We start from the raw sequence: 23,040 nt of genomic DNA, 5'->3' as shown, positions 1-23,040 counted from the left end.
TCGTCGTCCCGGGGAGCCGTCTGCGGGCTGGCTCCGCGGGGCTACTCGCCGGCGGCCACCAGACCCGTCTCGTACGCCAGCACCACGGCCTGGGCCCGGTCGCGCAGCCCCAGCTTGGCCAGGATCCGCCCGATGTGCGTCTTCACGGTCTGCTCGGCCACCACCAGATCAGCGGCGATCTCCGCGTTGTTGCGACCCCGGGCGATCAACCGCAGCACCTCGGTCTCGCGTGGGGTGAGTCCGGCCAGGTCGGTGGGGCGCGGACGGTGGCGGTCCGGGCGGGCCGCGAACTCGGCGATCAGCCGGCGGGTCACCGCCGGGGCGAGCAGCGCGTCCCCGGCCGCCACCACCCGCACCGCCTGCACCAGATCGGCCGCCGGCGCGTCCTTGAGCAGGAAGCCGCTGGCCCCGGCGCGCAGCGCCTCGTACACGTAGTCGTCCAGGTCGAAGGTGGTGAGGATGAGCACCCGGGGCCGCTGCGCCGAACGGTCGCCGAGCAGCTTGCGGGTCGCGGTCAACCCGTCCATGACCGGCATCCGCACGTCCATCAGCACCACGTCCGGGTCGAGCCGGCGGGCGGCCGCGACGGCCTGCGCCCCGTCGGCGGCGTCACCCACCACCAGCAGGTCCGGTTGGGCGGCGAGCAGCGCGCCGAAGCCCTGCCGGACCATCGCCTGGTCGTCGGCGATCAGCACCCGGATCATCGGTCCCCACCCTCCGCGTCGTACGGCAGCTCGGCCGCCACCGCGTAACCCCCGTCGGGCAGCGGCCCGGCGGTGAACGTACCGCCCAGCGAGGTGGCCCGCTCCCGCATGCCGGTCAGCCCGTGCCCGGGGCCGCCGTCGGCGGTCGGTCGGGCGTCGGCCGGGGAGTTCTCGACGCGTACTTCCAGACCGGAGTGACCCGCGCGGACGGTGACCCGCACCGCGGCGCCGACGGCATGCCGGGCCGCGTTGGCGAGACCTTCCTGCACGATGCGGTACGCGGCCAGCCCGACCGGCGCGGGCACCTGCCCGTCGTCCACCGGCCCGGCGTCCAGGGTCACCGGCAGCCCGGCCCGGCGTGCCGCGTCCACCATGGCGTCCAGGTCGGCCAGGTCCGGCTGCGGCGCGGTCTGCGGCCCGGACGACTCGCTGCGCAACACCCCCAGCAACCGTCGCATGTCGGTCAGCGCGTCGCGGGCCGAGGCGGCGATGGCGACGAACTCCGCGGCGGCCGGCGCCGGCACGTCCGTCAGCCGGTACGGGGCGGTCTCCGCCTGCACCGCGATCAGCGACATGTGGTGCGCCACCACGTCGTGCATCTCCCGGGCGATCCGGGTGCGTTCCTCCAGCACCGCGCGGCGCTCCTGCTCCCGCTCGCTCTGCTCGGTCTGCGCGGCCAGCGCGTGCCGGGACAACCGGTTGCGTCGGAGCAGGTCGCCGACGATCGCCAGGGCGCCGAGCAGGAGCAGGACGGGGACCCGGTTGTCGGGGTCGACCAGGGTGAGCACCGGCACCGTGCTGATCGCCACCACCCAGAGCAGCACCGGTCGGTCGACCCGGGCGACGACCACCGCCAGCACCGCGATCGACCCGAGCGCCAGCGGCGGGGTCCACGGCCAGGCCTGGTCGGCCGGCGCGTTGAACGTGCAGATCAGCAGGGCCAGCACGGTCAGCCGCCAGGCCAGCAGCGGACGCCGCGGCAACGCCAGCAGCGGCGCCACGGTCATCGCTGCGAACAGCAGCGCGATCGGCGTCGACAGGCCCCACTCGCTCTCCACCGTCAGCGTGATCAGGAAGAGGCCGAGCGTGGCGAGCAACCCGACCGGGGTGGCGTACCGGTCCAGCCGGGGCCAGCGGGCCAGCAGCCGTCGGCTGGGCGGGGCGTCGCGGCCCAGCAGGGTGTGCCGCAGGGCCCGCAGGGCCACGGCGATCGGTTGCCGGTTCACCACCGGAAGGCTACGGTTCGGCCGCTTCCAGGGCGTGCCACCAGGGGTTGATCCCGGTGTCGTACCCCGGTGTGACGGGACTCCCGTTAGCGCTTACCTGCCGGTAACGCCTAGGCTCCGACGCGTCCGTGCTGACCATTCGCAAGGGGGAACAGTGGCCCGTACTGTGCTGGTGACCGGGGGCAACCGGGGAATCGGCCTGGCCATCGCGCAGGCCTTCGCCAAGCAGGGCGACCGGGTGGCGGTCACCCACCGCAGCGGCGACGCCCCCGACGGGCTGTTCGGCGTACGCGCCGACGTCACCGACGCCGCCTCGATCGACGCCGCGTTCACCGCCGTCGAGGCCGAGCTGGGGCCGGTCGAGGTGCTGGTCGCCAACGCCGGCATGACCGCCGACACGCTGCTGCTGCGGATGACCGAGGAGCAGTTCACCGATGTGCTGGACACCAACCTCACCGGCGCGTTCCGGGTCGCCAAGCGAGCCTCCGGCAAGATGCTCCGCGCCAAGTGGGGCCGCATGATCTTCATCTCCTCGGTGGTCGGCCTGGCCGGCGGCGCCGGGCAGGTCAACTACGCCGCCAGCAAGGCCGGTCTGGTCGGCGTGGCCCGCTCGATCACCCGGGAGTTGGGCAGCCGCAACATCACGGCGAACGTGGTGGCGCCCGGCTTCATCGACACGGACATGACCGCGGGTCTGTCCGAGGACCGCAAGGCGGAGATCCGCAAGTCGATCCCGGCCGGCCGGATGGCCAGCCCGGACGAGGTTGCCGGGGTGGTCACCTGGCTGGCCTCCGACAGCGCCGGGTACGTCTCCGGCGCCGTGATCCCGGTCGACGGCGGCCTCGGCATGGGCCACTGACCCTTATCTACGTACGGAGGAACCACTGCATGTCCGGACTGCTCGCCGGTAAGCGGCTGCTCGTCACCGGTGTCATCACCGACGCCTCGATCGCCTTCTCGGTGGCGAAGCTCGCCCAGGAGAACGGCGCGCAGGTCGTGCTCACCGGCTACGGCCGGCTCTCCCTGGTCGAGCGGATCGCCAAGCGGCTGCCCGAGCCCGCCCCGGTCATCGAGGTGGACGTCACGAACACCGAGCACCTGGCCGGCCTCGCCGACCGGGTACGCGAGCACGTCGACGGCCTCGACGGTGTGGTGCACTCGATCGGCTTCGCCCCGCAGAGCTGCCTGGGCGGCGGCTTCCTCGACGCCCCGTGGGAGGACGTGGCGACGGCCCTGCACGTCTCCACCTTCTCGTACAAGTCCCTCGCGATGGCCGCGCTGCCGCTGATGTCGCCCGGCGGCGCGGTGGTTGGTCTGACCTTCGACGCGACGAAGGCGTGGCCGGTCTACGACTGGATGGGCGTGGCCAAGGCCGGCCTGGAGTCTGCGTCGCGCTACCTGGCGCTGCACCTGGGCAAGCAGGGCATCCGCAGCAACCTGGTCGCCGCCGGACCGCTGCGGACCATCGCCGCCAAGTCGATCCCCGGCTTCGACCAGTTCGAGGACGCCTGGGCCGAGCGGGCCCCACTGGGCTGGAGCCTCACCGACCAGGAGCCCGCCGCCAAGGCCTGCCTGGCGCTGCTCTCCGACTGGTTCCCGGCCACCACCGGCGAGATCGTCCACGTCGACGGCGGTTACCACGCCATCGGCTCCTGACAATCCCTGCCGGCGTTTCCTGGTGCTCGACCGGCGACGCTCCCGACAGCCGTTCGCGTGATCTGCGCGTCCGGACCAGGGGGCGTCGCCGGGCGGCCCAGGCCGAGGGGCGAGAATGACCCCATGTCCTACGACGCGGTGGTGCTGGTGTCCTTCGGTGGGCCGGAGCGGCCCGAGGACGTGATGCCGTTCCTGCAGAACGTGACCCGCGGCCGAGGCGTGCCGCCCGAGCGGCTGGCCGAGGTCGCCGAGCACTACCAGCACTTCGGCGGGGTGTCCCCGATCAACCAGCAGTGCCGTGACCTGCTGGCCGCCGTCCGCGCCGACTTCGCCGCGCACGGTCTCGACCTGCCCGTCTACTGGGGCAACCGCAACTGGGACCCGATGCTCGCCGACACGGTGACCCAGATGCGCGACGACGGGATCACCCGGGCGCTGGCCTTCGTCACCAGCGCGTACGGCGGCTACTCCTCCTGCCGGCAGTACCAGGAGGACATCGCCGCCGCCCGGGCCGCCGTCGGCCCGGACGCGCCGGTGATCGAGAAGCTGCGCCAGTTCTGGGACCACCCCGGTTTCGTCGAGCCGCACACCGACGCGGTCCGGGCGGCCCTGGGCCAGCTCGACCCGGCGCAGCGGGACACCACCCGGCTGGTCTTCACCGCCCACTCCATCCCCAGCTCGATGGCGGCCAACGCCGGACCGCACGGCGGCCGGTACGAGGCGCAGCTGCGCGAGACCGCCCGGCTGGTGGCCGCTGCCGCCGCACCCGACCTGGAGTACGACCTGGTCTGGCAGAGCCGCTCCGGCCCTCCGCAGGTGCCGTGGCTGGAACCGGACATCAACGACCACCTGGCCACCCTCGCCCAGAGCGGCACCACCGGCGTGGTGGTCAGCCCGATCGGGTTCGTCTCCGATCACCTGGAGGTCGTGTGGGACCTGGACACCGAGGCACTGGAGACGGCCAAGCAGCTCGGCCTGGACTTCGTCCGGGCCGACACCCCCGGCACCGACCCGCGCTTCGTGACCATGGTGCGTGAGCTGGTCACCGAGCGGACGGACCCGGACGGTGCGCAGCTGCGCCGCCGCCTGGGCGAGCTGCCGATGTGGGACACCTGCGCCACCGTCTGTTGCGTGCCGACCCGCCGCCCCTGACCTCTGAGGATCATCATGCATGACCGCAAGCCCGTGCAGAGTTGGCTGACCGACATGGACGGCGTGCTGGTGCACGAGGGCCAGCCGGTCCCCGGCGCACCGGAGTTCATCAACCGGCTGCGCTCCTCCGGCAAGCCGTTCCTGGTGCTGACCAACAACTCGATCTACACCCCGCGTGACCTGACGGCCCGGCTGAGCCGGATGGGGTTGGACGTGCCGGAGGAGTCGATCTGGTCGTCGGCGCTGGCCACCGGGCAGTTCCTCGCCGACCAGCGGCCGGGCGGCACCGCGTACGTCATCGGTGAGGCCGGGCTGACCACGGCGCTGCACGCGGTCGGGTACGTGCTCACCGATTTCGCCCCCGACTACGTGGTGCTCGGCGAGACCCGCACCTACAGCTTCGAGGCGATCACCAAGGCCGTCCGACTGATCAACGACGGAGCCCGGTTCATCTGCACCAACCCCGACGTGACCGGCCCGTCCGTGGAGGGCGCCCTGCCCGCCGCCGGTTCGGTCGCCGCCATGATCTCCAAGGCGACGGGGGTGGAGCCGTACTTCGTCGGCAAGCCCAACCCGATGATGATGCGCTCGGCGCTCAACACGATCAACGCACACTCGGAGAGCACCGCGATGATCGGTGACCGGATGGACACCGACATCCTGTGCGGCCTGGAGGCCGGGCTGGAGACCATCCTGGTGCTCACCGGCATCAGCAGTCGCACCGAGGCGGAGCGCTACCCGTACCGCCCGTCCCGGATCATCAACTCCGTCGCGGACCTGCTCGACGAGGTCTGACCACCCCCGGCCGGGGCTGCGGTGTTGCGAGGTGCCGGTCAGAAGCGCAGGGGGGCGTTGCAGGCGGCCACCAGCGCCTGCCGGCAGGCCGCGGTCAACGGGCGAAGTGCCGCGTCCCGTTGCTGTGCCTCGTAGTTGTTGATCGCCCCGCCCGGGGCGGCGTGCCCGGCCAGCGCGAGCACCCGGTCGAGCACCGCGGCCCGGGCGAAGAGCCGCCGCGCCCGCGGGTCGAAGCCCGGTGGCAGGTCGGTGGCGCCGTCGGGCCGGCGCAGCGCGGCCAGCGCACCGGCCAGCTCGGGCCGCCACTGGGCCACGTCGAGGCGGGTCAGCGCGGCGGTCGTCTCGGCCAGCGCGGCGGCCAGCTCGGCCTCCGCCTCGGCGGCGCCGGGCAACGAGAGTGAGGCGGCCGGCGCGTTGGCCGGCAGCGGGTAGACCCGCCACAGCACCGTCTCGAAGCAGTCCCCGGAGCCGGAGGTGTGCGAGCGGACCTCCGGGATCAACCCGAGCCCGCCGGCCACCACCGCCTCACCCGTGACCAGCGCCGCGCCGGCGAAGTCACCGGGGCCGGGCAGCCCCCGGGGGTCGCCCGGCGCGGGCAGCACCAGGCGGATCTCGTCCGGTGAGAGCTTGGCCAGGGTGGGCAGCGCGGCGCCCAGCGGGACGTCGGTCCAGGTGCCCGGGGCGTCCGCAACGAGATGTTCCTCGTTGCCGGCGATGGCGTCGGCGACCTCGTCGTACGGCACCAACCCGGCGCGCCACGCGCGCACCCAGGCAACGAACCGGCTCGACCGGCGCGGCGCGAGTGTGGCCGCGCCCGTTGCGGGGGTGGACATGCCGAAAGGGTACGTGGTCACGACCGGCCCTGTCTCGGCTGCCGCTCGCGCCGCCCGGCCTGCCCCGAACTGCCCTCTTCGCCCGATCCCGCCCGCAGCGCGGCGCTGCGATCCCGGCCCGCTACCGCTACCGCAGCCGCAGGCCCGCGATGACCAGTCCGACCATGAGGCGCGCGTCGTAGACGGGGCTGTCGGCGCCGATGCAGAGGTTGCCGATGCCGTGCATCAGGACGAGGGCGTCCATGTCGGGAATGATCTCGCCCGCCGTGCTGGCGGCGTCGAGCAGCTCGGCGCAGACGGGGACGAGCCGGTCGAGGAAGTACGCGTGCAGTGTCTGGAAGGCGGCGTCGTCGGACCGCATCGCCTCGGCCAGGCCGTGCTTGGTGACCAGGAAGTCGACGAAGAGGTGGATCCAGCTCGCCAGGGCGGCGTGCGGCGTGGCGCTCTCCGCCAGGAGCACCGGGCCCGCCTCGGCGCACGCCTCGACCTGGTGTCGGTACACCGCGACGATCAGATCGGCCCGGGTCGGAAAGTGGCGGTAGATCGTCCCGACGCCGACGCCCGCCCTGGCGGCGATGTCGCGCACCGGCGCGTTGACTCCGGAGACGACGAATGCCGCGGCGGCCGCCTCCAGCAGTGCCGTCTCGTTGCGCCGCGAATCAGCCCGCTGCTTGCGCGGGGCACCCGACTCCGTGCCGGCCACCGTTACCCCCGTCACATCCCTTGGAAAAACGGAACCGTGTTCCGTATGTTTTAGCGGAACCAAGTTCCGCATATGCAGCATGCCAGAACGCCAGGCCAATCCCAAGTCACGGAGGCACGACCATGCACGCGATGCCAGAGCCCACGCCGGTCGTCACGGTCCACCCCATCACGTTGCCGACCCCGGATCGCGGCGACGATCTACACGTACGGGTCTCCGCACCCACGACCGGCCACGAGCTGCCCGTCATCGTCTTCTCGCACGGCTTCGGCTCTGCGGCCACCAACTACGGTCCGCTGGTCGACTTCTGGGCCTCGCACGGTTTCGTCGTCATCCAGCCCACCCACCTCGACTCACGGCGACTGAACCTTCCGCCCGACGACACCCGCACACCGCGGATCTGGCGCATCCGGGTGGACGACCTGAAGCGCACCCTCGACCAGCTCGACCTGCTGGAGTCGTCCGTCCCCAGCCTCGCTGGACGCCTCGACCGCACCCGAATCGCCGTGGCCGGCCACTCCTGGGGCGCCCAGACGGCGAGCACCCTGCTGGGGGCGCGAGTCCTCGACGCCGACGGGAACCCCGGAGAGGACATGTCCGACCCACGGATCAGGGCAGGCGTCCTGCTGGCCGTGACCGGCCGGGGCGGAGGCGATCTTTCCCCGTTCGCGGCCGAGCACTTCCCCTTCATGAGCCCGAGCTTCGCGGACATGGACACCCCGACCCTCGTCGTCGCGGGCGATCGGGACGACTCCCCGCTGTCGGTCCGTGGGCCGGACTGGTTCACCGACGCGTACCACCTGAGCCCGGGGAGCAAGAGCCTGCTCACGCTGTTCGGAGCGGAGCACTCGCTCGGCGGCATCTCCGACTACGAGGCCAGGGAGACGACTGACGAGAACCCCGAGAGGGTTGCTCTGATCCAGCGGCTCACGTGGGCCTACCTCCGGGACGCCCTCGGCCTCAAGGACTCCGTCTGGCCGGCACCGGTCGAGAGCACCCTGGGCCGCCTCGAATCCACTCCATGATCGACTGAGTGGTGCGGTGGGGTGGGGCGGTGTGTCGGGGCGCGGCGTGCTGGTGGGGGAGTTAGCGTGATCGACATGGCGGGGCGATACGGCGAGGACGTGTTGGCGGGGGACTGGCGGCGGCGGAAGGTCACCCCCGAGGTGGACGCCGAACCGGATCTCGTGGTCGAGGATGCCGACTCCGGGTTCTGCGGAGCGGTGGTGGGCTTCGAGGCCGGCGCGGTCGTGCTGGAGGACCGGCATGGCCGACGGCGCAACTTCCCGCTGCTGCCGGCGGCTTTCCTGCTCGACGGCCGCCCGGTGACGCTGCGCCGCCCCACCCGCGCGCCGGTACCGGCGGCCCGTCGACGCACCGCGTCCGGCTCGGTGGCGGTGGACAACGTCCGCGCCCAGGTGGCCAAGGCGAGCCGGATCTGGGTCGAGGGCATCCACGACGCCGCGCTGGTCGAGCGGATCTGGGGCGACGACCTGCGGATCGAGGGTGTCGTCGTGGAGCCGCTGGACGGCATCGACGCCCTCGACGCCGACGTACGCGACTTCGGCCCCGGCCCGACCCGGCGACTCGGCGTGCTCGTCGACCACCTCGTGCCGGGCAGCAAGGAGAGCCGGATCGTGGCCCGGGTGAACTCGCCCTACGTGCTGGTGACCGGCCACCCGTACGTGGACGTCTGGCAGGCGGTCAAACCGGCGGCGTTGGGCATCGCGGCGTGGCCGGTCGTGCCGCCGGGACGGCCGTGGAAGGAGGGGGTCTGCGCGGCCCTCGGCGTGGCCGAGCCGGCGGACATGTGGCGGCACATCCTGTCCCGGGTGAACAGCTTCGCCGACGTGGAAACTCCCCTGATCAACGCCATGGAACGCCTCATCGACTTCGTCACCGAAGCCCCCTGACCCGGCTGACCCGTCGGGTGGGTCAGGGGACCTCGTCGGGGCTGCGCGTGAAGACGAACGTGGCGATGTCGATCGCCACCGCCCGTCCGCTGTCGTCGCGCCGCACCGTCAGGATCTCGCCGTTCTCCGGGCCGGATCGTCCCCGCCAGCGGTCCGTTCCCTCGGCGGTGAACCGGCTCACCCGCTCACCGCGGACGTGGGCCACCAGGTCACCCGCGTCCCAGCTCAGGTCCAGCGAGGTGCCCATCCACCACCAGCGGCCGGTCAGCTCTGCCAGCTCGACCGGTGGCGTGGCGGCGGCCGGCCGCCACGGCTGCGGGAATCCCGGCTCGGCGTCCAGCACTGTGGTCAGCAGCCGGCGGCCGAGCCCGGTGATCGGGAAGCCGTACGAGTTGGCGAAGCCGACCACGGCGGTACGGGTCGGCCGGTGCACCGTGAGGGCGGCCACGTACCCGGGCATCGAGCCGCCGTGCCCGACGTACACGCGCTCGCCGTCGCGGTAGAGCTCCAGCCCCAGGCCGTGCCCGCCGGTCCAGGAGTCGAGATCGCTGATCACCACGGGCGCGCACATCTCGGTGAGCGTCCCGGCGGCGAGCACCGACGGGTCCGGGTCGGCGAGGAAGGCCGCCCAACGGCCCAGGTCCTCGATCGTCGACCAGAGCTGCCCGGCGGGGGCCATCGCGCCGGTGTCGGTGCGGGGCTCCTCGCGAAGCGTGCCGTGCCAGGGGTGCACGACGTAGCCGCGGGCGTACGGCTCGGTGGCCGCGTACGTGGTGCGGCGCATTCCGAGCGGGCCGAGCAGCCGTTCGTTGAGCAGGTCGGCCCAGGGCGTTCCGGTGAGCCGTTCGAGCACCCCGCCGAGCAGCCCGTACGCCAGGTTGGAGTAGTGGTACGCGGTGTGCGGCGGATAGGCGATCTTGTCGGCGGTCAGGCCGGCGAGCAGCGTGGCCAGGTCGGTGCCCGCCGCCCGTTCCCACCATTCGCCCTCGGGTTCGCGTTGCATGCCGCTCGCGTGCCCGAGCAGCTGACGCAGGGTGAGCGAGCCGACACTGGTGCCCGGCAGGTGCTTCTCCAGCTCGTCGTCGACGCTGAGCCGGCCGGCGTCGCGCAGCTGCATGACCAGGCTCGCGGTCATCGTCTTGCTGATCGAGCCGACCCGGTACTGCAGGTCGACGTCCGGGCGGGGGTGCTCGCCGGCGGCGGCCAGGTGGACCAGCGCGCCGTCGCGGACCACGCCCAGCACCAGTGACGGAGTATGACCGTCGATCTGCGCCTGGGCGACCTGGGTGTCGATCTGTCGGGCGGTCGCGGGCAGCAGGGTCAAGGGAATCTCTCCTCGATCGGTGGTTCGGACCGGACCCTAGCCGGGGGGTGTTTCGGCCGGCCAGTCCATTTCGGCGAGCGTGCTGATCATGAGAGGTGGGCTGTTAGTGCATTCGCGTGTCACGATCAGGGGGTGGACGCGGTGGTGTGGATCGTATTGGGTGTGGTGCTGGCGGTCGCCGAGATCTTCACGACGACGCTCTTTCTGATCATGTTCGGGGCCGGGGCGTTCGCTGCCGCCGGTGCCGCCGCCCTGGGTGCGCCGGTTGCGGTGCAGGCGCTGGTCTTCGCTGTGGTGTCGGCGTTGAGCGTGGTGGTGGTCCGGCCGGTCATCCGGCGGCACAGCCGTTCCGCGCTCGACAGCGGCGAGCAGCCGTTCGGCGTGGAGGCGATCGAGGGCTCCACGGCGCTGGTGCTGGAACGGGTCGACGCTGAGCACGGCCTCGTCAAGATCGACGGCGAGCTGTGGACCGCCCGCTCGTATGACACGACGCAATTTTACGAACCTGGTCAACGGGTTCGAGTGATCAAGGTTCGGGGCGCGACCGCCCTGGTCTGGCAGGACGACGTTTCTTCCGCCGGCGAGCTGCCGGAAGCGAGAGGGTGAACGGGATGACCGTAATCGGGGTGCTGGTGATCGCGGTGGCGCTGATCGCCGTGATAACGCTGGCGAAGGCGGTGCGGATCGTGCCGCAGCAGCGCCAGGACGTGGTGGAACGGCTCGGTAAGTACAAGCGCACGCTCAACCCCGGCCTCAACCTGCTGGTGCCGTTCGTCGACGCGGTGCGCACCAAGGTCGACATGCGCGAGCAGGTGGTCAGCTTCCCGCCGCAGCCGGTGATCACCTCGGACAACCTGGTGGTCTCGATCGACACCGTTCTCTACTTCAAGGTGGTCGACTCGGTCCGGGCGACCTACGAGATCTCCAGCTTCCTCCAGGCCATCGAGCAGCTGACCGTCACCACGCTGCGTAACGTGATCGGCTCGCTGGACCTGGAGCGCGCGTTGACCAGCCGGGACGAGATCAACCGGCACCTCTCCGGGGTGCTGGACGAGACCACCGGGCGCTGGGGCATCAAGGTGACCCGGGTCGAGATCAAGGCGATCGAGCCGCCGGCCAGCATCCGTGACTCTATGGAGAAGCAGATGCGCGCCGAGCGTGACCGTCGCGCGGCGATCCTCACCGCTGAGGGCCACAAGCAGTCGGTGATCCTCACCGCCGAGGGTGACAAGCAGTCGGCGGTGCTGCGGGCCGACGGTGACCGGCAGGCCCAGATCCTGCAGGCCGAGGGTCAGGCGAAGGCGATTCGGACGGTCTTCGACGCGATCCACCAGGCGAACCCGAGCCAGAAGGTGCTCGCCTACCAATACCTGCAGGCCCTGCCGCAGATCGCCCAGGGCAGCGCCAACAAGGTCTGGATCGTCCCGGCCGAGCTGACCAAGGCCCTGGAGGGCATGGGTGGCGCGCTCGGCGGGCTGAGCCAGATGGTGGGGGATCTGCCCGCACCGGAGGCGGCCGAACACGCGAGCCAGGTCCAGCGCGAGGCCGCGGAGGCGGCGCAGGCTGCGGCGGATGCCGCCCAACAGATCCACGACGAGGTACGCGTCGCGGAGGCGCAGGCCACCGGCGGCAACAAGCCGCAGGGGCTGCCCGCCCCGGAGCCGGTGTCGCCGGCCAGCCTGACCGAGGACCCGGCCGACCAGCGGGAACGCGGCTGATCAAGGCCTTAATGCGAGAAAGTCTCATGGGGCGCTCCGACGCCTGCCACGATCGGTCCTAGGACGGGTGGTGACCAGGCAATCGGGGCGCCCCGGCGCGTTCCGCACCGCTCGTGGACGAGCGAGGTGACGCATGAAGGATCCGGCGAATCGGATGTGGTCCTCGGCCCCGGTGCCCGGCGCGCACGACCCGGTCGCCCCGCTGGGCTCCCGGCGCAGCGGAGGCGGGTTCGGTGTACTGCCGTTCGTGGGCGAGCCCAGCCCGGGCGCCCCGGCCACGAACGCCACCTGGGCCTGGTCGATACGTCGGTTCGCGCGGGCCGCGGTGTGGCTGCTGCCCGCGTACGCCATCCTCTACGGCGCGGTGGCGATGGCCAGTGACGGAGGGGTGGGCAACGACCCCTACCCGGCCGACGGCCGGGCGGTGTACCTGATCGGTTGGGTGGCCGCGGTCTGGCTCGGCCTGCTCGCGCTGCTGGCCCTCACCGGTCTGCTGGCCGCGACCCGCAGCCGCCGGGTGGCCGCCGCTGGGCTGCTGGTCAGCATCGCCGGTACCGTGCTGATGCTGCCGTTCGCCGGGCTCGCCGAGCAGACGCCGGTCTTCGGCACCACCGCGCGGTCGCTGGTCCTGCTCGGCGCGACGTTCTACAGCGTCGGCTGGTTCCTCACCGGATGGGCGGTGGCCCGCTCGGGCACCTTCAGCCTCGGCGACGGCGTCATGTTGATCATCGCCGCGCCGCTGCTCGGCCTCGGTGGCGCCCTGATCGGTTCGCTGCAGACGTTCGGCGCGATCTTCGTACTGATCGCCGGCATCGGCATCGGCTACCGCTCCGGCCGCCTGATGCCCCGCGAAACCGCAAGAGACGCCGCCAGCGCCAGCCTGAGCACTCCAAACCCCTAACGCACCCACTGGGCCCTCGGCCCTCGCCCAGCTCCGGTGATCATGAGGTTGACGGGTGATTCCGTGATCAAACCTCCCGCTAACCCCATGATCACCGTGGCGGGCGGGCGGGTGGGCGGGCGGGCGGGGGCCTGGGGGTGGGACGAGGGCGTGAAGTTGCTGACAGTTGGCCTCCGGGGGTGGTCGGTTGGCGGCTTTCGTGGCAATCCTGGGAAGCATGGCCGCCCCCCGCTCGCCGCTGTCGCGGCTGTTCACCGTGCTGCTCGCCGGCGTGTTGGCCGGGCTTGTCCTGGCAGTCGCCGCGCTGCCGGGCAACCTGCTGCTCGGGCTCGGCGCCCGCGCCGCGCTCGGGTCGTACGCCGCGTTGCCGGCCTCGCTGAAGACCCCGGCCACGCCGCAGCGCTCGTACCTCTACGCCAACGACGGCAAGACGCTGATCACCACGTTCTACGACGTGAACCGCACCGACGTGCCGTTGTCGGAGATCGCCCCGGTGATGCGGCAGGCGATCGTGGCGGCCGAGGACCGGCGCTTCTACGACCACGGCGGCGCTGACCTGCGCGGCCTCGCCCGGGCACTGGTGGCCAACGTCAAGGGCGGCGGCACCGAGCAGGGCGGCTCGACGCTGACCATGCAGTACGTCCGTAACGTCCTCAAGACCGACCCCACCCGCACCGCTGAGGAGCGCGCCGCCGCCACCGACCCCACCGTCGGGCGCAAGATCCAGGAGATCCGGTACGCGAGTGCGCTGGACAAGAGCCTCGGCAAGGACGAGATCCTCGACCGGTACCTGAACATCGCCTACTTCGGCTCCGGCGCGTACGGGATCGCGGCGGCCAGCCAGCGGTACTTCGGCAAACCGCCGGCGCAGCTGACCCTCGCCGAGTCGGCCCTGCTCGCCGGCCTGGTGCAGTCCCCGGACGCATACAGCCCGATCAGCGGCGACAAGGGCGAGGCGCTGGCCCGCCGGTCGTACGTGCTGGACTCGATGGTCGCCACCAACGCGATCACCGCCGCGCAGGCCGCCCAGGCCAAGGCCGAGCCGCTGACCCTGCACCCCACCGCCCAGCCCAACGGCTGCACCGCGGTCTCCCAGGGCCACGACGACTGGGGCTACTTCTGTGACTACCTGCGTCAGTGGTGGCTGACCCAGCCCGCGTTCGGCGCCACCGTCGCGGAGCGCGAGCAGGCCCTGCGCTCCGGGGGCTACACCGTGGTCACCTCGCTGGACCCGAAGATCCAGGCCACCGCGCAGCAGCAGGCCACCAAGGTCTACTCCTACGACAACAAGCGCGCTCTGCCGATCGCGGCGGTCCAGCCGGGCACCGGGCAGGTGCTGGCCATGGCGGTCAACCGGCACTACAGCCTGGCCGACAACCCGAACGGGCAGGCGAACTACCCGAACACCGTGAATCCGTTGATCTCCGGCGGCGCCAGCGTGGACGGGTACCAGGCGGGTTCGACGTTCAAGCTGTTCACCATGCTCGCCGCGCTGGAGTCGGGCCGTACCCTCTCCACCGGCTTCGACGCGCCCGCCAAGCTGCCCACCCGCTACGCGGCCGAGGGGCCAGGCAGCTGTGAGGGCCGCTGGTGCCCGGCGAACGCCAACCCGGACTGGATGGACGGGTACCGGATGATGTGGGACGGCTTCGGTCGCTCGGTGAACACCTACTTCGTGTGGTTGGCCGAGCAGGTCGGCCAGGACAAGGTGGTCGAGATGGCGCAGCGCCTCGGCATCACCTTCCGGGCCGACACGGACGCCGCCTTCGCCAAGGACAACGCCGCGAACTGGGGGTCGTTCACCCTCGGCGTCGCCGCCACCACCCCCCTGGACCTGGCCAACGCGTACGCCACGGTGGCCGCCGAGGGCACCTACTGCACGCCGGTGCCGGTGGTCTCGGTGACCGACTCGGACGGTAAGAAGGTGCCGGTCGGTCAGCCGTCCTGCAAGCGGGTCCTCGACGTCGACGTCGCCCGCGCCGCGACCGATGCCGCTCGCTGCCCGGTGGGCCAGCAGTCGGCGTTCGGGCAGTGCAACGGCGGCACCGCGACCGGTGTGAACGACATCCTCGACGGCCGGCCGGTGGCCGGTAAGACGGGCAGCTCGGAGCAGAACTCGACCGAAACGTTCGTCGGTTTCACCCCGCAGGTCGCGGTCGCCGGCATCGCCGCCAACCCGGACGACCCGGCCGACTCGGTGGGCTCTGCGGTGCAGAGCAAGGTGATCGACGCGGTCGCCCGGGTCATCGCCACCGCCGTGAAGGGCCAGCCGGAGAAGGCGTTCGTCGCACCCAGCCGCGAGCTGGCCGGCGACGCGCGCCGCCCCGTGCAGCGCCCCGTGGTCCCGGAGCGTCAGCAGCAGCCCACCCAGGAGCCCCGCTCGGCCCTGCAACGCTGGCTGGACCGCCGCGGCTGACCCGTTGTACGGCTGCTCGCAGCATATGTCCACCACCGCAACTCCATGATCGACGGCACCAAGGGCGGCGTCAGCGTTCGCGGCGGCGGGGGCGGTAGCTGGCGAGGGTGGCCGGTAGGCCGCGTCGGACGATCCCGGCCCAGTCGGTGTCGCCGCGCAGCACCGCCGCCGCGGTCTTGCGGGCCTGCTCGGCGGTGAAGTGCGGCGGGAGCATCAGCTCGGCCGGGTCGACCAGGGCGTTGATGACCACCGGTCGGTCGGCGGACAGTGCCCGTTCCCAGACGCCCGGGATCTGCTCCGGCGAGTCGATCAGCTCGCCGCGCAGCCCGAGCACCTCCGCCCACTGGTGGTACGCGATGTCCGGCAACTGCTGGCTGTCCGGGAACATCGGCGTCCCCTCGCTGGAGCGCTGTTCCCAGCTGACGAACGCCAGGTCCCGGTTGTTGAGCACCAGCACCACGAACCGCGGGTCGGCCCAGCTTCGCCAGTACTTGGCCACGGTGATCAGCTCGTTGACGCCGTTCATCTGCATGGCGCCGTCGCCGATCAGCGCGACGAGCGGCCGGTCCGGGTGGGCGAACTTGGCGCTCAGCGAGTACGGCATGGCGCCACCCATGGACAGCAGCGTTCCGGACAGACTGGCCAGCATCCCGGGGCGGACCTGGATGTGCCGGGCGTACCAGGCGGTGGTGGTGCCGCAGTCGATGGCGAGCATCACGTCGTCGGGCAGGCGTTCATTGAGGGTGTGGAAGAGCAACTGCGGGTTGACCGGGTCCGCGGTCTGCTCGGCCAGGTCGCGTTGCACCCGCCGCCACGCCGAGGTGTTGTCGGCGATCTCCGCCCGCCAGGCGGTCGGCCCGGGGCCGGGGCCCAGCTCGTTCAGCAGGGCCCGCAGGGTGGGGCGGGCGTCGCCGGTCAGGTTCACCTCGGTCGGGTACCGCAACCCGAGCTGGGTGCCGTCCAGGTCGATCTGCACCGCGCGGGCCTGCCCGGGCGGCGGGTAGAACTCCGAGTACGGCATGTTGCTGCCCACGATCAGCAGCCTGTCGCAGCCGGTCATCAGCTGCCAGCTCGGTCGGGTGCCGAGCAGCCCGATCGCGCCGGTCACCCACGGTTCGCGGTGGTCGACGGCGGTGAAGCCGAGCAGTGCCGTGGCCACACCGGCCCCGAGTCGGTCGGCGATCTCGCGGACCTCGTCGCGCGCGCCCAGTGCGCCCTGCCCGACCAGCATCGCCACCCGCTGCCCGCCGCGCAGCACCTCGGCCGCCCGGCGCAGGTCCGCCGCCGGCGGCACGGTCGGTGTGCTGCTCGGCGCGTTGCTGGTCCGGTAGTAGCCTTGCGCGTGCGGCGGGTCCGGGACGGCCGGCTCGTCCTGGAGGTCCAGGGGGAGGATCAGGGCGGTGACGGTACGCCGGGCCAACGCCGTACGGCACGCCCGGTCGACCAGGTGGCGCACCTGCGCGGGGTGGTCGAGCTGGGCCAGGAACGCGGCCGCCACGTCCTTGTAGAGGGCGAGCAGGTCGACCTCCTGGTAGTAGCCGCCGCCCTCGGCGGTGGTCGCGGTGTGCCCGACCAGCGCGACCACCGGTTGGTGGTCGAGCTTGGCGTCGTACAGGCCGTTGAGCAGGTGGATGGCACCGGGCCCGCTGGTGACGAGGGCGCACCCCAGCGGTCCGCCGCCGTACTTGACGTGGGCGGAGGCGGCGAAACCGGCGGTCTCCTCGTGCCGTACCTGGATGAACTGGGCCCGCTCGTTGGTGCGTTGCAGCGCGGAGGTCATGCCGTTGATGCCGTCACCGGGATAGCCGAAGTAGCGGTACACACCCCAGCTGGCCAGCCGGGAGACGATGTGGTCCGCAACGGTCGGGTGCCGGGGCAGGGCACCGGCCTCGCTCGGGGCGGTGTGGTCTGCGCTCACCTGGCTGATCCTTCCCGCCCGGTCCGATACTCCGCCGGCCATTCCCCTTCTTCTTCGGACAAACCACCCCGCCGGGCGGGCGTCGGAGGGCAGGGCTCGCCGTCCGGCAGAATCGTCGGGTGCCCGTCCACCAGATCACCGACCCCGACGACGACCGGATCGCCGACTACCGCGCGCTCACCGACGTCGAACTGCGCACCCGCTGGGAGCCGCCGCACGGCCTGTTCATCGCCGAGGGGGAGCTGGTGCTGCGCCGGGCGCTGCGCGCGGGCTACCCGGCCCGGTCGTACCTGGTCGACGCCAAGCGGGTCGACCAACTCGCCGACCTGGACACCGGCGATGCGCCGGTCTACGCCGCGACACAGGACGTGCTGCAACAGGCCACCGGTTTCCACGTACACCGGGGGGTGCTGGCGTCGTTCCACCGCCGGCCGCTGCCGACGGCGGCCGAGGTGCTCGCCGCCGCGCGCCGGGTCCTGATCCTGGAGGACGTCAACAACCACACCAACCTCGGGGCGATCTTCCGGGGAGCCGCCGCGCTCGGCATCGACGCGGTGCTGCTGTCGCCGTCCTGCGCCGATCCGCTCTACCGGCGCAGCGTGCGGGTCAGCATGGGCGAGGTCTTCGCGATGCCGTACGCGAAGCTCGATCCCTGGCCCACGGGTCTGGACCAGGTGCGGGACGCGGGCTTCACGGTGCTCGCCATGACGCCGGCCCCGGACGCCGTACCCATCCAGCGGTTGACCCCGGCGCAGCGGGAGCGGGCGGCGCTGCTGCTCGGAGCCGAGGGCCCCGGCCTCACCGCGGCGGCCCAGGCGGCCAGCGACGTACGGGTGGTCATCCCGATGCGGCGCGGGGTGGACTCGCTCAACGTGGCCGCCGCCGCGGCCGTGGCGTTCTGGGAGCTGGGCCGCGACGATCCACCTTTCGACGGCGCGTAACCCGCTTCTATTTGCATGGCCATGCGTCTTGACGCATAATCTTCCCTGTGTCCAAGGTTCTCACCTCCCTGCCCACCGGCGAACGTGTCGGCATCGCCTTCTCCGGCGGCCTCGACACCTCGGTCGCGGTCGCGTGGATGCGCGACAAGGGCGCGATCCCCTGCGCCTACACCGCCGACATCGGCCAGTACGACGAGCCCGACATCGGTTCGGTGCCCGGTCGTGCGCTCAGCTACGGCGCCGAGGTCGCCCGACTCGTCGACTGCCGCGCCGCCCTGGTCGAGGAGGGCCTCGCCGCGTTGACCTGCGGCGCCTTCCACATCCGCTCGGGCGGTCGGGCGTACTTCAACACCACGCCGCTCGGCCGGGCCGTGACCGGGACCCTGCTGGTGCGGGCGATGATCTCCGACGACGTCCAGATCTGGGGCGACGGCTCGACGTTCAAGGGCAACGACATCGAGCGCTTCTACCGGTACGGCCTGCTGGCCAACCCGCAGCTGCGCATCTACAAGCCGTGGCTCGACACCGCCTTCGTCACCGAGTTGGGTGGGCGTAAGGAGATGTCGGAGTGGCTGCTCGAACGCGACCTGCCATACCGGGACAGCACCGAGAAGGCCTACTCGACCGACGCCAACATCTGGGGTGCCACGCACGAGGCGAAGACCCTCGAACACCTCGACACCGGCATCGAGACGGTCAACCCGATCATGGGCGTCCGGTTCTGGGACCCCTCGGTGGAGATCCCGACCGAGGACGTCACCATCGGCTTCGACCAGGGCCGCCCGGTGACGATCAACGGCAAGGAGTTCGGCAGCGCCGTCGACCTGGTGCTGGAGGCCAACGCCATCGGCGGCCGGCACGGCCTGGGCATGTCCGACCAGATCGAGAACCGGATCATCGAGGCCAAGAGCCGGGGCATCTACGAGGCACCCGGCATGGCGCTGCTCTTCGCCGCGTACGAGCGGCTGGTCAACGCCATCCACAACGAGGACACCCTGGCGAACTACCACAACGAGGGCCGCCGCCTCGGCCGGCTGATGTACGAGGGCCGCTGGCTGGACCCGCAGGCGCTGATGCTGCGGGAGTCGTTGCAGCGCTGGGTCGGCACGGCGGTCACCGGCGAGGTGACGTTGCGGCTGCGCCGGGGCGAGGACTACTCGATCCTGGACACCACCGGCCCCGCGTTCAGCTACCACCCGGACAAGCTGTCGATGGAGCGTACCGAGGACTCGGCGTTCGGCCCGTCGGACCGGATCGGCCAGCTCACCATGCGCAACCTGGACATCGCCGACTCGCGGGCGAAGCTGGAGCAGTACGCCTCCCTCGGCATGGTCGGCGGCGGAGCCCCGCAGCGGATGATCGGCGCCGCGCAGGCAGCCTCCACCGGGCTGATCGGCGCCATGCCGGAGGGTGGCGCGGAAGCCATCGCCTCCCGGGGCGTCGCCTCGCCCGAGGACGAGGCGCTCGACCGCGCCGCGATGGAGTTCGGCGTCGACTGAGCCGCTTACCCGCCTCGGCGACTGAGCCGCTGACCCGCCTCGGCGGCGGCGAGTCGAGATCCGGCGTCACGGACGGTAGCGTGTCGGCCGTGTTCCCTACCGTCCGTGAGGTCCTGGCCCTGGACCCCGTCCGCCACTTCGCGCCGCGCGTGGTGGCCGGAGACGCGGGGCTGGACCGACCCGTCCGCTGGGTGCACGTCGCCGAGGTGCCGGACATCGCCACCCTGCTCGGTGGTGGTGAGCTGGTGCTCACCACCGGCATCGGCCTGCCCGGGGACGACGCGGGGCTGCGCGCGTTCATCGGCGACCTCGCCGACGTCGGAGTCTCCGGGCTCGTCGTCGAGCTGGGCCGCCGCTACATCAGCGGCGTACCCCGGGTGATGGTCGCCGCCGCCGAGCGGCGCGGGCTGCCCCTGGTGGAGCTGCGCCGGGCCACCCCGTTCGTGCGGATCACCGAGGCGGTGCACGCGCTGATCGTCGACGCGCAGCTCACCGAGCTGCGCGCCACCGAGGAGATCCACCAGCGCTTCAACGACCTGTCCGTCGAGGGCGCCGACGCCGCCGAGGTCATCCGGCAGGCCGCCGAGCTGTCCGGTTGCCCGGTGGTCCTGGAGAACCTGTCCCGGCAGGTGCTCGGGTACGACCCGGCGGGCGAGAGCGCCGAACTGCTGCTGGACAGTTGGGAGCAGCACTCCCGGCGGATCCGGCCGGTCGGGCGCACCGCGTACGACCCGGACAACGGCTGGCTGGTCACCGCCGTCGGCGCGCGGGGGCAGGACTGGGGTCGGCTGCTGCTGCGCTGGCCGGCCAGCGGCGACGTTCCCGGCGCCCGGTCCAGCGATCCGGCCGTCGGCCCGCCCACCCGACTCACCATCCTGATCGAGCGGGCCGCGTCCACCCTCGCGCTGGGCCGGCTGATCCGCCGTGACGCCGAAGGGCTGGAACGGCAGATCCACCGCACCCTGCTCACCGCGCTGCTCGACCACTCCCGGCCGGTGGACGAGGTCGCGCTGCGTGCCAAGGCGCTCGGTGTGGTGCTCGACCGCCGGCATCTGGTCGGCGTGATGGTCCGACACCGGGTCGAGGAGCCGGTCGGGGAGAGCGGACCGGAGGCGGGTCAGGCCCGGCTGCGGGACCTGTCCGAGGCCGTCGGCCAGGCACTGCGGGAGGCGAAACTGACCGCGCTGACCAGCGCGGTCGACGACAACTCGGTGGGCGCGCTGCTGGCTTTGACCGACCCGGCCACCGAGGACCGCGCGCTGTCCGCGTTCGCCGGCGCACTCCGTCGGGTACGCCTCGACTCCGCCGCCAGCCGGGCGACCTCCGGTGGCGACGTGCCCCGGTCGACGGCCGGCACCGAATCGTCAGCTGCGCCGTTCGCTGTCGATGTGCACCGCGGTGCTGGTCCAGGTGCCGTGATCGTGGCCGCCGGGTCCGGGGTGGGGAGCCTGCGCGAGGCCCGACGGTCGTTGGTCGAGGCGCGGCAGATCGCCGAGGCCGCCCGGCAGGACCGGCGGGACCTGCCGATCTTCCGGCTGCCGCACGTCGGGCTGGCCGGGCTGCTGCACCTGCTCCGCGACGAGCCCCGGTTGCAGACCTTCGTGGAACGCGAACTTGGCGCCCTGCTGGAGTACGACGCCCGCCACCCCCGGGAGCAGTTGCTCGACACCCTGCGCGCGTACCTGGAGCAGGGGCGTAACAAGACCGCGGGCGCAGCCGCCGCCCACCTGTCCCGGCCGGCGTTCTACGAGCGCCTGGCCCGCATCGCCCGCATCCTCGACGTGGACCTGGATTCGGTAGAGGCCAGCCTGTCCCTACACGTAGCCCTACTAGCCCTGGAAGCAGTCCGAACCCCCTGACCAGCCATGTTGATCAAGAGGTTTGCGTCAGAAATTCCGGTCCTTTTGACGCAAACCTCTTGATCACCGGGGCGAAGGGGTGGGGCGGGTGGGGTGCGGCGGAGGCCGGGGTTAGAGGTTGAGGGTTTTTGCGTAGGTTGGGGGGATGTGGTTGGGGCCGCCGGGGGTGAAGACGTCCGAGTGCGCCACCGCCGACCAGGCTGTCGCCGGGACGGCGTCGACCAGGGCTCGGATCACCGGGGCGTCGCGCCACTGGTCCTGCTCGGCGAGCAGACCGAGAGCCACCACCGACTCCTCGACCTCGCCCACGCACTCGAACGGCTTGTGCCCGTCCACACCCAGCAGCTCGCGGTAGCCGGGGATCTGCTCCGGGTCGGCCAGCAGGTCACCGCCGAAGATGTGGGTGACCCGCTCCCGCGACATGAACGGTGCCATGGCCAGGAAGACGAACCGGCACTTCGGGCAGTTACGGCACCAGCGCTCGCTCGCGTCGCGCAGCTTGAACGCGGCGTTGCAACTGGTCACCACGTCGTCGTACCGGGTGATCTCGGCGAACAGCCGGGCGATGTGCAGCTCCGACAGTGAGCGCAGCAGCGAGAAGTACGGTTCGGTCAGGCCGGCGTGCTCGGCCAGCGCCGCCCGCAGCAGCCCCTCCGCCTCGACGCCCTTCGACCACTGGTGATTGATCTCGTGGCCGTCCCAGACCAGGTTCGGGTCGGACGCCGAGCGCTCGTTGGACATCACCACCGGGCCCAGCCCGTGCAGCACCGCCGTGGCGACCGCGATCAGTGAGTTGATCGCGGTGACCGGGATGTGCCCGTTCAGCGCGCCGGCCGCGTTCAGGTCGAACAGCACCGGGTCGAGCCGCCGTCGGGCGGCCAGCGGGGTCAGCCCGGACGCCTCGTTCACCGCGACGATCACGTGGTTCGGGTTGACCGAGAACGGCACCGGGTCCAGCTCGGCGCGGCGCAGCGCCTCCAGGCTGACGATCGAGTCCTTGCCGCCACCCACCGCCGAGAGGGGGCGACGGTCGGAGTCGTCGTACACGCGCGGGGGCTCCGGCGAGCCGGCCGGGACCTCCGGGCGCAGCTGGAGCACGTGCGGCAGTTGGTTGCGGTACGCATACTCCGCGAGGCCCTTGGTGTAGACGGCCGTGACGTAGTCGACGGTGGCCGCGCCCAGCGGCGCCGGCAGCACGAGCCGGGGTGGCGCGGCGGCCTTGTAGTAACTGACGCCGGCGACGAGGTGCAGCACCTCCAGCACCCGACCGAGGGTCGCCACCGTCTCGTCCGTGGGTGGCTCGGCCGGAAGCGGGAGAGTGATCACCTCGGTGAATCGCTGCTCGCCGGTCGGGCCGGTCAGGGCGTAGTCGAACAACACCTCGCCGGTGGCGAAGTCGATCGAGTAGGACGGAAAGGTGAAGGCGTCCATCCGCCGGAGCTGCTCGTTGGGCACACGCCATACTAGGCCCTGGTTCGTCCG

Annotated in this window: 20 protein-coding genes; 13 read left to right on the top strand and 7 right to left on the bottom strand. The window is 71.9% G+C overall.

Annotated elements, in window-relative coordinates:
* Positions 1–41 precede the first annotated feature (41 nt).
* Together HNR22_RS09430 and HNR22_RS31645 are read right to left on the bottom strand one after the other, a co-directional pair.
* Positions 42–704, bottom strand: coding sequence for a response regulator (locus HNR22_RS09430; RefSeq protein WP_179780042.1), 663 nt, complete (start codon positions 702–704; stop codon positions 42–44).
* Positions 701–1,930, bottom strand: coding sequence for a histidine kinase (locus HNR22_RS31645; protein ID WP_179780041.1), 1,230 nt, complete (start codon positions 1,928–1,930; stop codon positions 701–703). Before HNR22_RS31645 ends, HNR22_RS09430 begins: the two co-directional genes overlap by 4 nt.
* 154 nt (positions 1,931–2,084) lie before the next feature.
* Between HNR22_RS31645 and fabG the strand changes: the two genes are divergently transcribed.
* The 4 genes from fabG to HNR22_RS09405 all read left to right on the top strand — a co-directional run bounded on the left by fabG (position 2,085) and on the right by HNR22_RS09405 (position 5,533).
* Complete coding sequence (gene fabG, locus HNR22_RS09420; protein ID WP_179780040.1) at positions 2,085–2,789, top strand: 3-oxoacyl-ACP reductase FabG; 705 nt, start codon at positions 2,085–2,087, stop codon at positions 2,787–2,789.
* A gap of 29 nt (positions 2,790–2,818) precedes the next feature.
* On the top strand, positions 2,819–3,586 hold the full coding sequence (gene fabI, locus HNR22_RS09415; protein ID WP_179780039.1) for an enoyl-ACP reductase FabI: 768 nt from the start codon (positions 2,819–2,821) through the stop codon (positions 3,584–3,586).
* Between the two features lie 123 nt (positions 3,587–3,709).
* On the top strand, positions 3,710–4,738 hold the full coding sequence (locus HNR22_RS09410; RefSeq protein WP_179780038.1) for a ferrochelatase: 1,029 nt from the start codon (positions 3,710–3,712) through the stop codon (positions 4,736–4,738).
* A 15-nt stretch (positions 4,739–4,753) separates the two neighbouring features.
* Positions 4,754–5,533 carry an HAD-IIA family hydrolase gene (locus HNR22_RS09405; RefSeq protein WP_099855682.1) on the top strand — a complete coding sequence of 260 codons (780 nt, stop codon included), beginning with the start codon at positions 4,754–4,756 and terminating at the stop codon, positions 5,531–5,533.
* A gap of 38 nt (positions 5,534–5,571) precedes the next feature.
* Here HNR22_RS09405 and HNR22_RS09400 read toward each other — a convergent pair whose 3' ends face one another.
* Together HNR22_RS09400 and HNR22_RS09395 are read right to left on the bottom strand one after the other, a co-directional pair.
* The gene (locus HNR22_RS09400) at positions 5,572–6,366 is read right to left on the bottom strand and encodes a hypothetical protein (RefSeq protein WP_179780037.1); all 795 of its coding nucleotides are present in this window, start codon (positions 6,364–6,366) and stop codon (positions 5,572–5,574) included.
* Between the two features lie 127 nt (positions 6,367–6,493).
* Complete coding sequence (locus HNR22_RS09395) at positions 6,494–7,069, bottom strand: TetR/AcrR family transcriptional regulator (RefSeq protein ID WP_343059758.1); 576 nt, start codon at positions 7,067–7,069, stop codon at positions 6,494–6,496.
* 122 nt (positions 7,070–7,191) lie between these two features.
* Here HNR22_RS09395 and HNR22_RS09390 point away from each other — a divergent pair, with 122 nt between their 5' ends.
* A complete protein-coding gene (locus HNR22_RS09390; protein WP_179780035.1) occupies positions 7,192–8,094 on the top strand; it encodes an alpha/beta hydrolase family protein in 903 nt (300 codons plus the stop codon).
* Positions 8,095–8,169: 75 nt separating this feature from the next.
* Entirely contained in the window at positions 8,170–8,982 is an 813-nt protein-coding gene (locus HNR22_RS09385; protein WP_099857766.1) for a DUF3097 domain-containing protein, read from the top strand.
* A 22-nt stretch (positions 8,983–9,004) separates the two neighbouring features.
* Here the strand turns inward: HNR22_RS09385 and HNR22_RS09380 are convergent, their stop codons facing one another.
* A complete protein-coding gene (locus HNR22_RS09380; protein ID WP_179780034.1) occupies positions 9,005–10,306 on the bottom strand; it encodes a serine hydrolase domain-containing protein in 1,302 nt (433 codons plus the stop codon).
* A 132-nt stretch (positions 10,307–10,438) separates the two neighbouring features.
* On the opposite strand from HNR22_RS09380, the gene HNR22_RS09375 reads away from it, so the two are divergent.
* The 4 genes from HNR22_RS09375 (at position 10,439) to HNR22_RS09360 (ending at position 15,341) form a co-directional block, all read left to right on the top strand.
* Positions 10,439–10,912 carry an NfeD family protein gene (locus tag HNR22_RS09375; RefSeq protein ID WP_088949171.1) on the top strand — a complete coding sequence of 158 codons (474 nt, stop codon included), beginning with the start codon at positions 10,439–10,441 and terminating at the stop codon, positions 10,910–10,912.
* A gap of 5 nt (positions 10,913–10,917) precedes the next feature.
* On the top strand, positions 10,918–12,024 hold the full coding sequence (locus HNR22_RS09370; protein WP_099855674.1) for an SPFH domain-containing protein: 1,107 nt from the start codon (positions 10,918–10,920) through the stop codon (positions 12,022–12,024).
* Between the two features lie 133 nt (positions 12,025–12,157).
* Positions 12,158–12,925 carry a hypothetical protein gene (locus HNR22_RS09365; RefSeq protein ID WP_179780033.1) on the top strand — a complete coding sequence of 256 codons (768 nt, stop codon included), beginning with the start codon at positions 12,158–12,160 and terminating at the stop codon, positions 12,923–12,925.
* Positions 12,926–13,142: 217 nt separating this feature from the next.
* Complete coding sequence (locus tag HNR22_RS09360; RefSeq protein WP_246380772.1) at positions 13,143–15,341, top strand: transglycosylase domain-containing protein; 2,199 nt, start codon at positions 13,143–13,145, stop codon at positions 15,339–15,341.
* A gap of 70 nt (positions 15,342–15,411) precedes the next feature.
* Here HNR22_RS09360 and HNR22_RS09355 read toward each other — a convergent pair whose 3' ends face one another.
* On the bottom strand, positions 15,412–17,301 hold the full coding sequence (locus HNR22_RS09355) for a thiamine pyrophosphate-requiring protein (protein WP_246380771.1): 1,890 nt from the start codon (positions 17,299–17,301) through the stop codon (positions 15,412–15,414).
* A gap of 77 nt (positions 17,302–17,378) precedes the next feature.
* Here HNR22_RS09355 and HNR22_RS09350 point away from each other — a divergent pair, with 77 nt between their 5' ends.
* The 3 genes from HNR22_RS09350 (at position 17,379) to HNR22_RS09340 (ending at position 21,558) form a co-directional block, all read left to right on the top strand.
* Positions 17,379–18,200 carry a TrmH family RNA methyltransferase gene (locus tag HNR22_RS09350; RefSeq protein ID WP_179780030.1) on the top strand — a complete coding sequence of 274 codons (822 nt, stop codon included), beginning with the start codon at positions 17,379–17,381 and terminating at the stop codon, positions 18,198–18,200.
* Between the two features lie 47 nt (positions 18,201–18,247).
* Entirely contained in the window at positions 18,248–19,699 is a 1,452-nt protein-coding gene (gene argG, locus HNR22_RS09345) for an argininosuccinate synthase (protein WP_179780029.1), read from the top strand.
* Positions 19,700–19,788: 89 nt separating this feature from the next.
* Entirely contained in the window at positions 19,789–21,558 is a 1,770-nt protein-coding gene (locus HNR22_RS09340; RefSeq protein ID WP_484502652.1) for a PucR family transcriptional regulator, read from the top strand.
* A gap of 111 nt (positions 21,559–21,669) precedes the next feature.
* On the opposite strand, the gene HNR22_RS09335 is transcribed toward HNR22_RS09340, so the two are convergent.
* On the bottom strand, positions 21,670–23,013 hold the full coding sequence (locus HNR22_RS09335) for a MurL-like N-terminal domain-containing (protein WP_179780027.1): 1,344 nt from the start codon (positions 23,011–23,013) through the stop codon (positions 21,670–21,672).
* Between the last annotated feature and the right edge of the window lie 27 nt (positions 23,014–23,040).

It is taken from the genome of Micromonospora jinlongensis (genome assembly GCF_013410645.1).
GTDB lineage: Bacteria > Actinomycetota > Actinomycetes > Mycobacteriales > Micromonosporaceae > Micromonospora > Micromonospora zamorensis.
The sequence above is the reverse complement of the archived record's forward strand: the minus strand, read 5'-3'. Positions and strand labels throughout refer to the sequence as shown.

Bases quoted from the DNA above. Each gene is read 5' to 3' on its own strand.
- HNR22_RS09370 (WP_099855674.1), top strand. From the start codon at position 10,918: ATGACCGTAATCGGGGTGCTGGTGATCGCGGTGGCGCTGATCGCCGTG.
- HNR22_RS09385 (WP_099857766.1), top strand. From the start codon at position 8,170: ATGGCGGGGCGATACGGCGAGGACGTGTTGGCGGGGGACTGGCGGCGG.
- HNR22_RS09400 (WP_179780037.1), bottom strand. From the start codon at position 6,366: ATGTCCACCCCCGCAACGGGCGCGGCCACACTCGCGCCGCGCCGGTCG.
- HNR22_RS09405 (WP_099855682.1), top strand. From the start codon at position 4,754: ATGCATGACCGCAAGCCCGTGCAGAGTTGGCTGACCGACATGGACGGC.
- HNR22_RS09355 (WP_246380771.1), bottom strand. From the start codon at position 17,301: ATGGCCGGCGGAGTATCGGACCGGGCGGGAAGGATCAGCCAGGTGAGC.
- HNR22_RS09360 (WP_246380772.1), top strand. From the start codon at position 13,143: ATGGCCGCCCCCCGCTCGCCGCTGTCGCGGCTGTTCACCGTGCTGCTC.
- HNR22_RS09390 (WP_179780035.1), top strand. From the start codon at position 7,192: ATGCACGCGATGCCAGAGCCCACGCCGGTCGTCACGGTCCACCCCATC.
- HNR22_RS09430 (WP_179780042.1), bottom strand. From the start codon at position 704: ATGATCCGGGTGCTGATCGCCGACGACCAGGCGATGGTCCGGCAGGGC.
- HNR22_RS09365 (WP_179780033.1), top strand. From the start codon at position 12,158: ATGAAGGATCCGGCGAATCGGATGTGGTCCTCGGCCCCGGTGCCCGGC.
- fabI (WP_179780039.1), top strand. From the start codon at position 2,819: ATGTCCGGACTGCTCGCCGGTAAGCGGCTGCTCGTCACCGGTGTCATC.
- HNR22_RS09410 (WP_179780038.1), top strand. From the start codon at position 3,710: ATGTCCTACGACGCGGTGGTGCTGGTGTCCTTCGGTGGGCCGGAGCGG.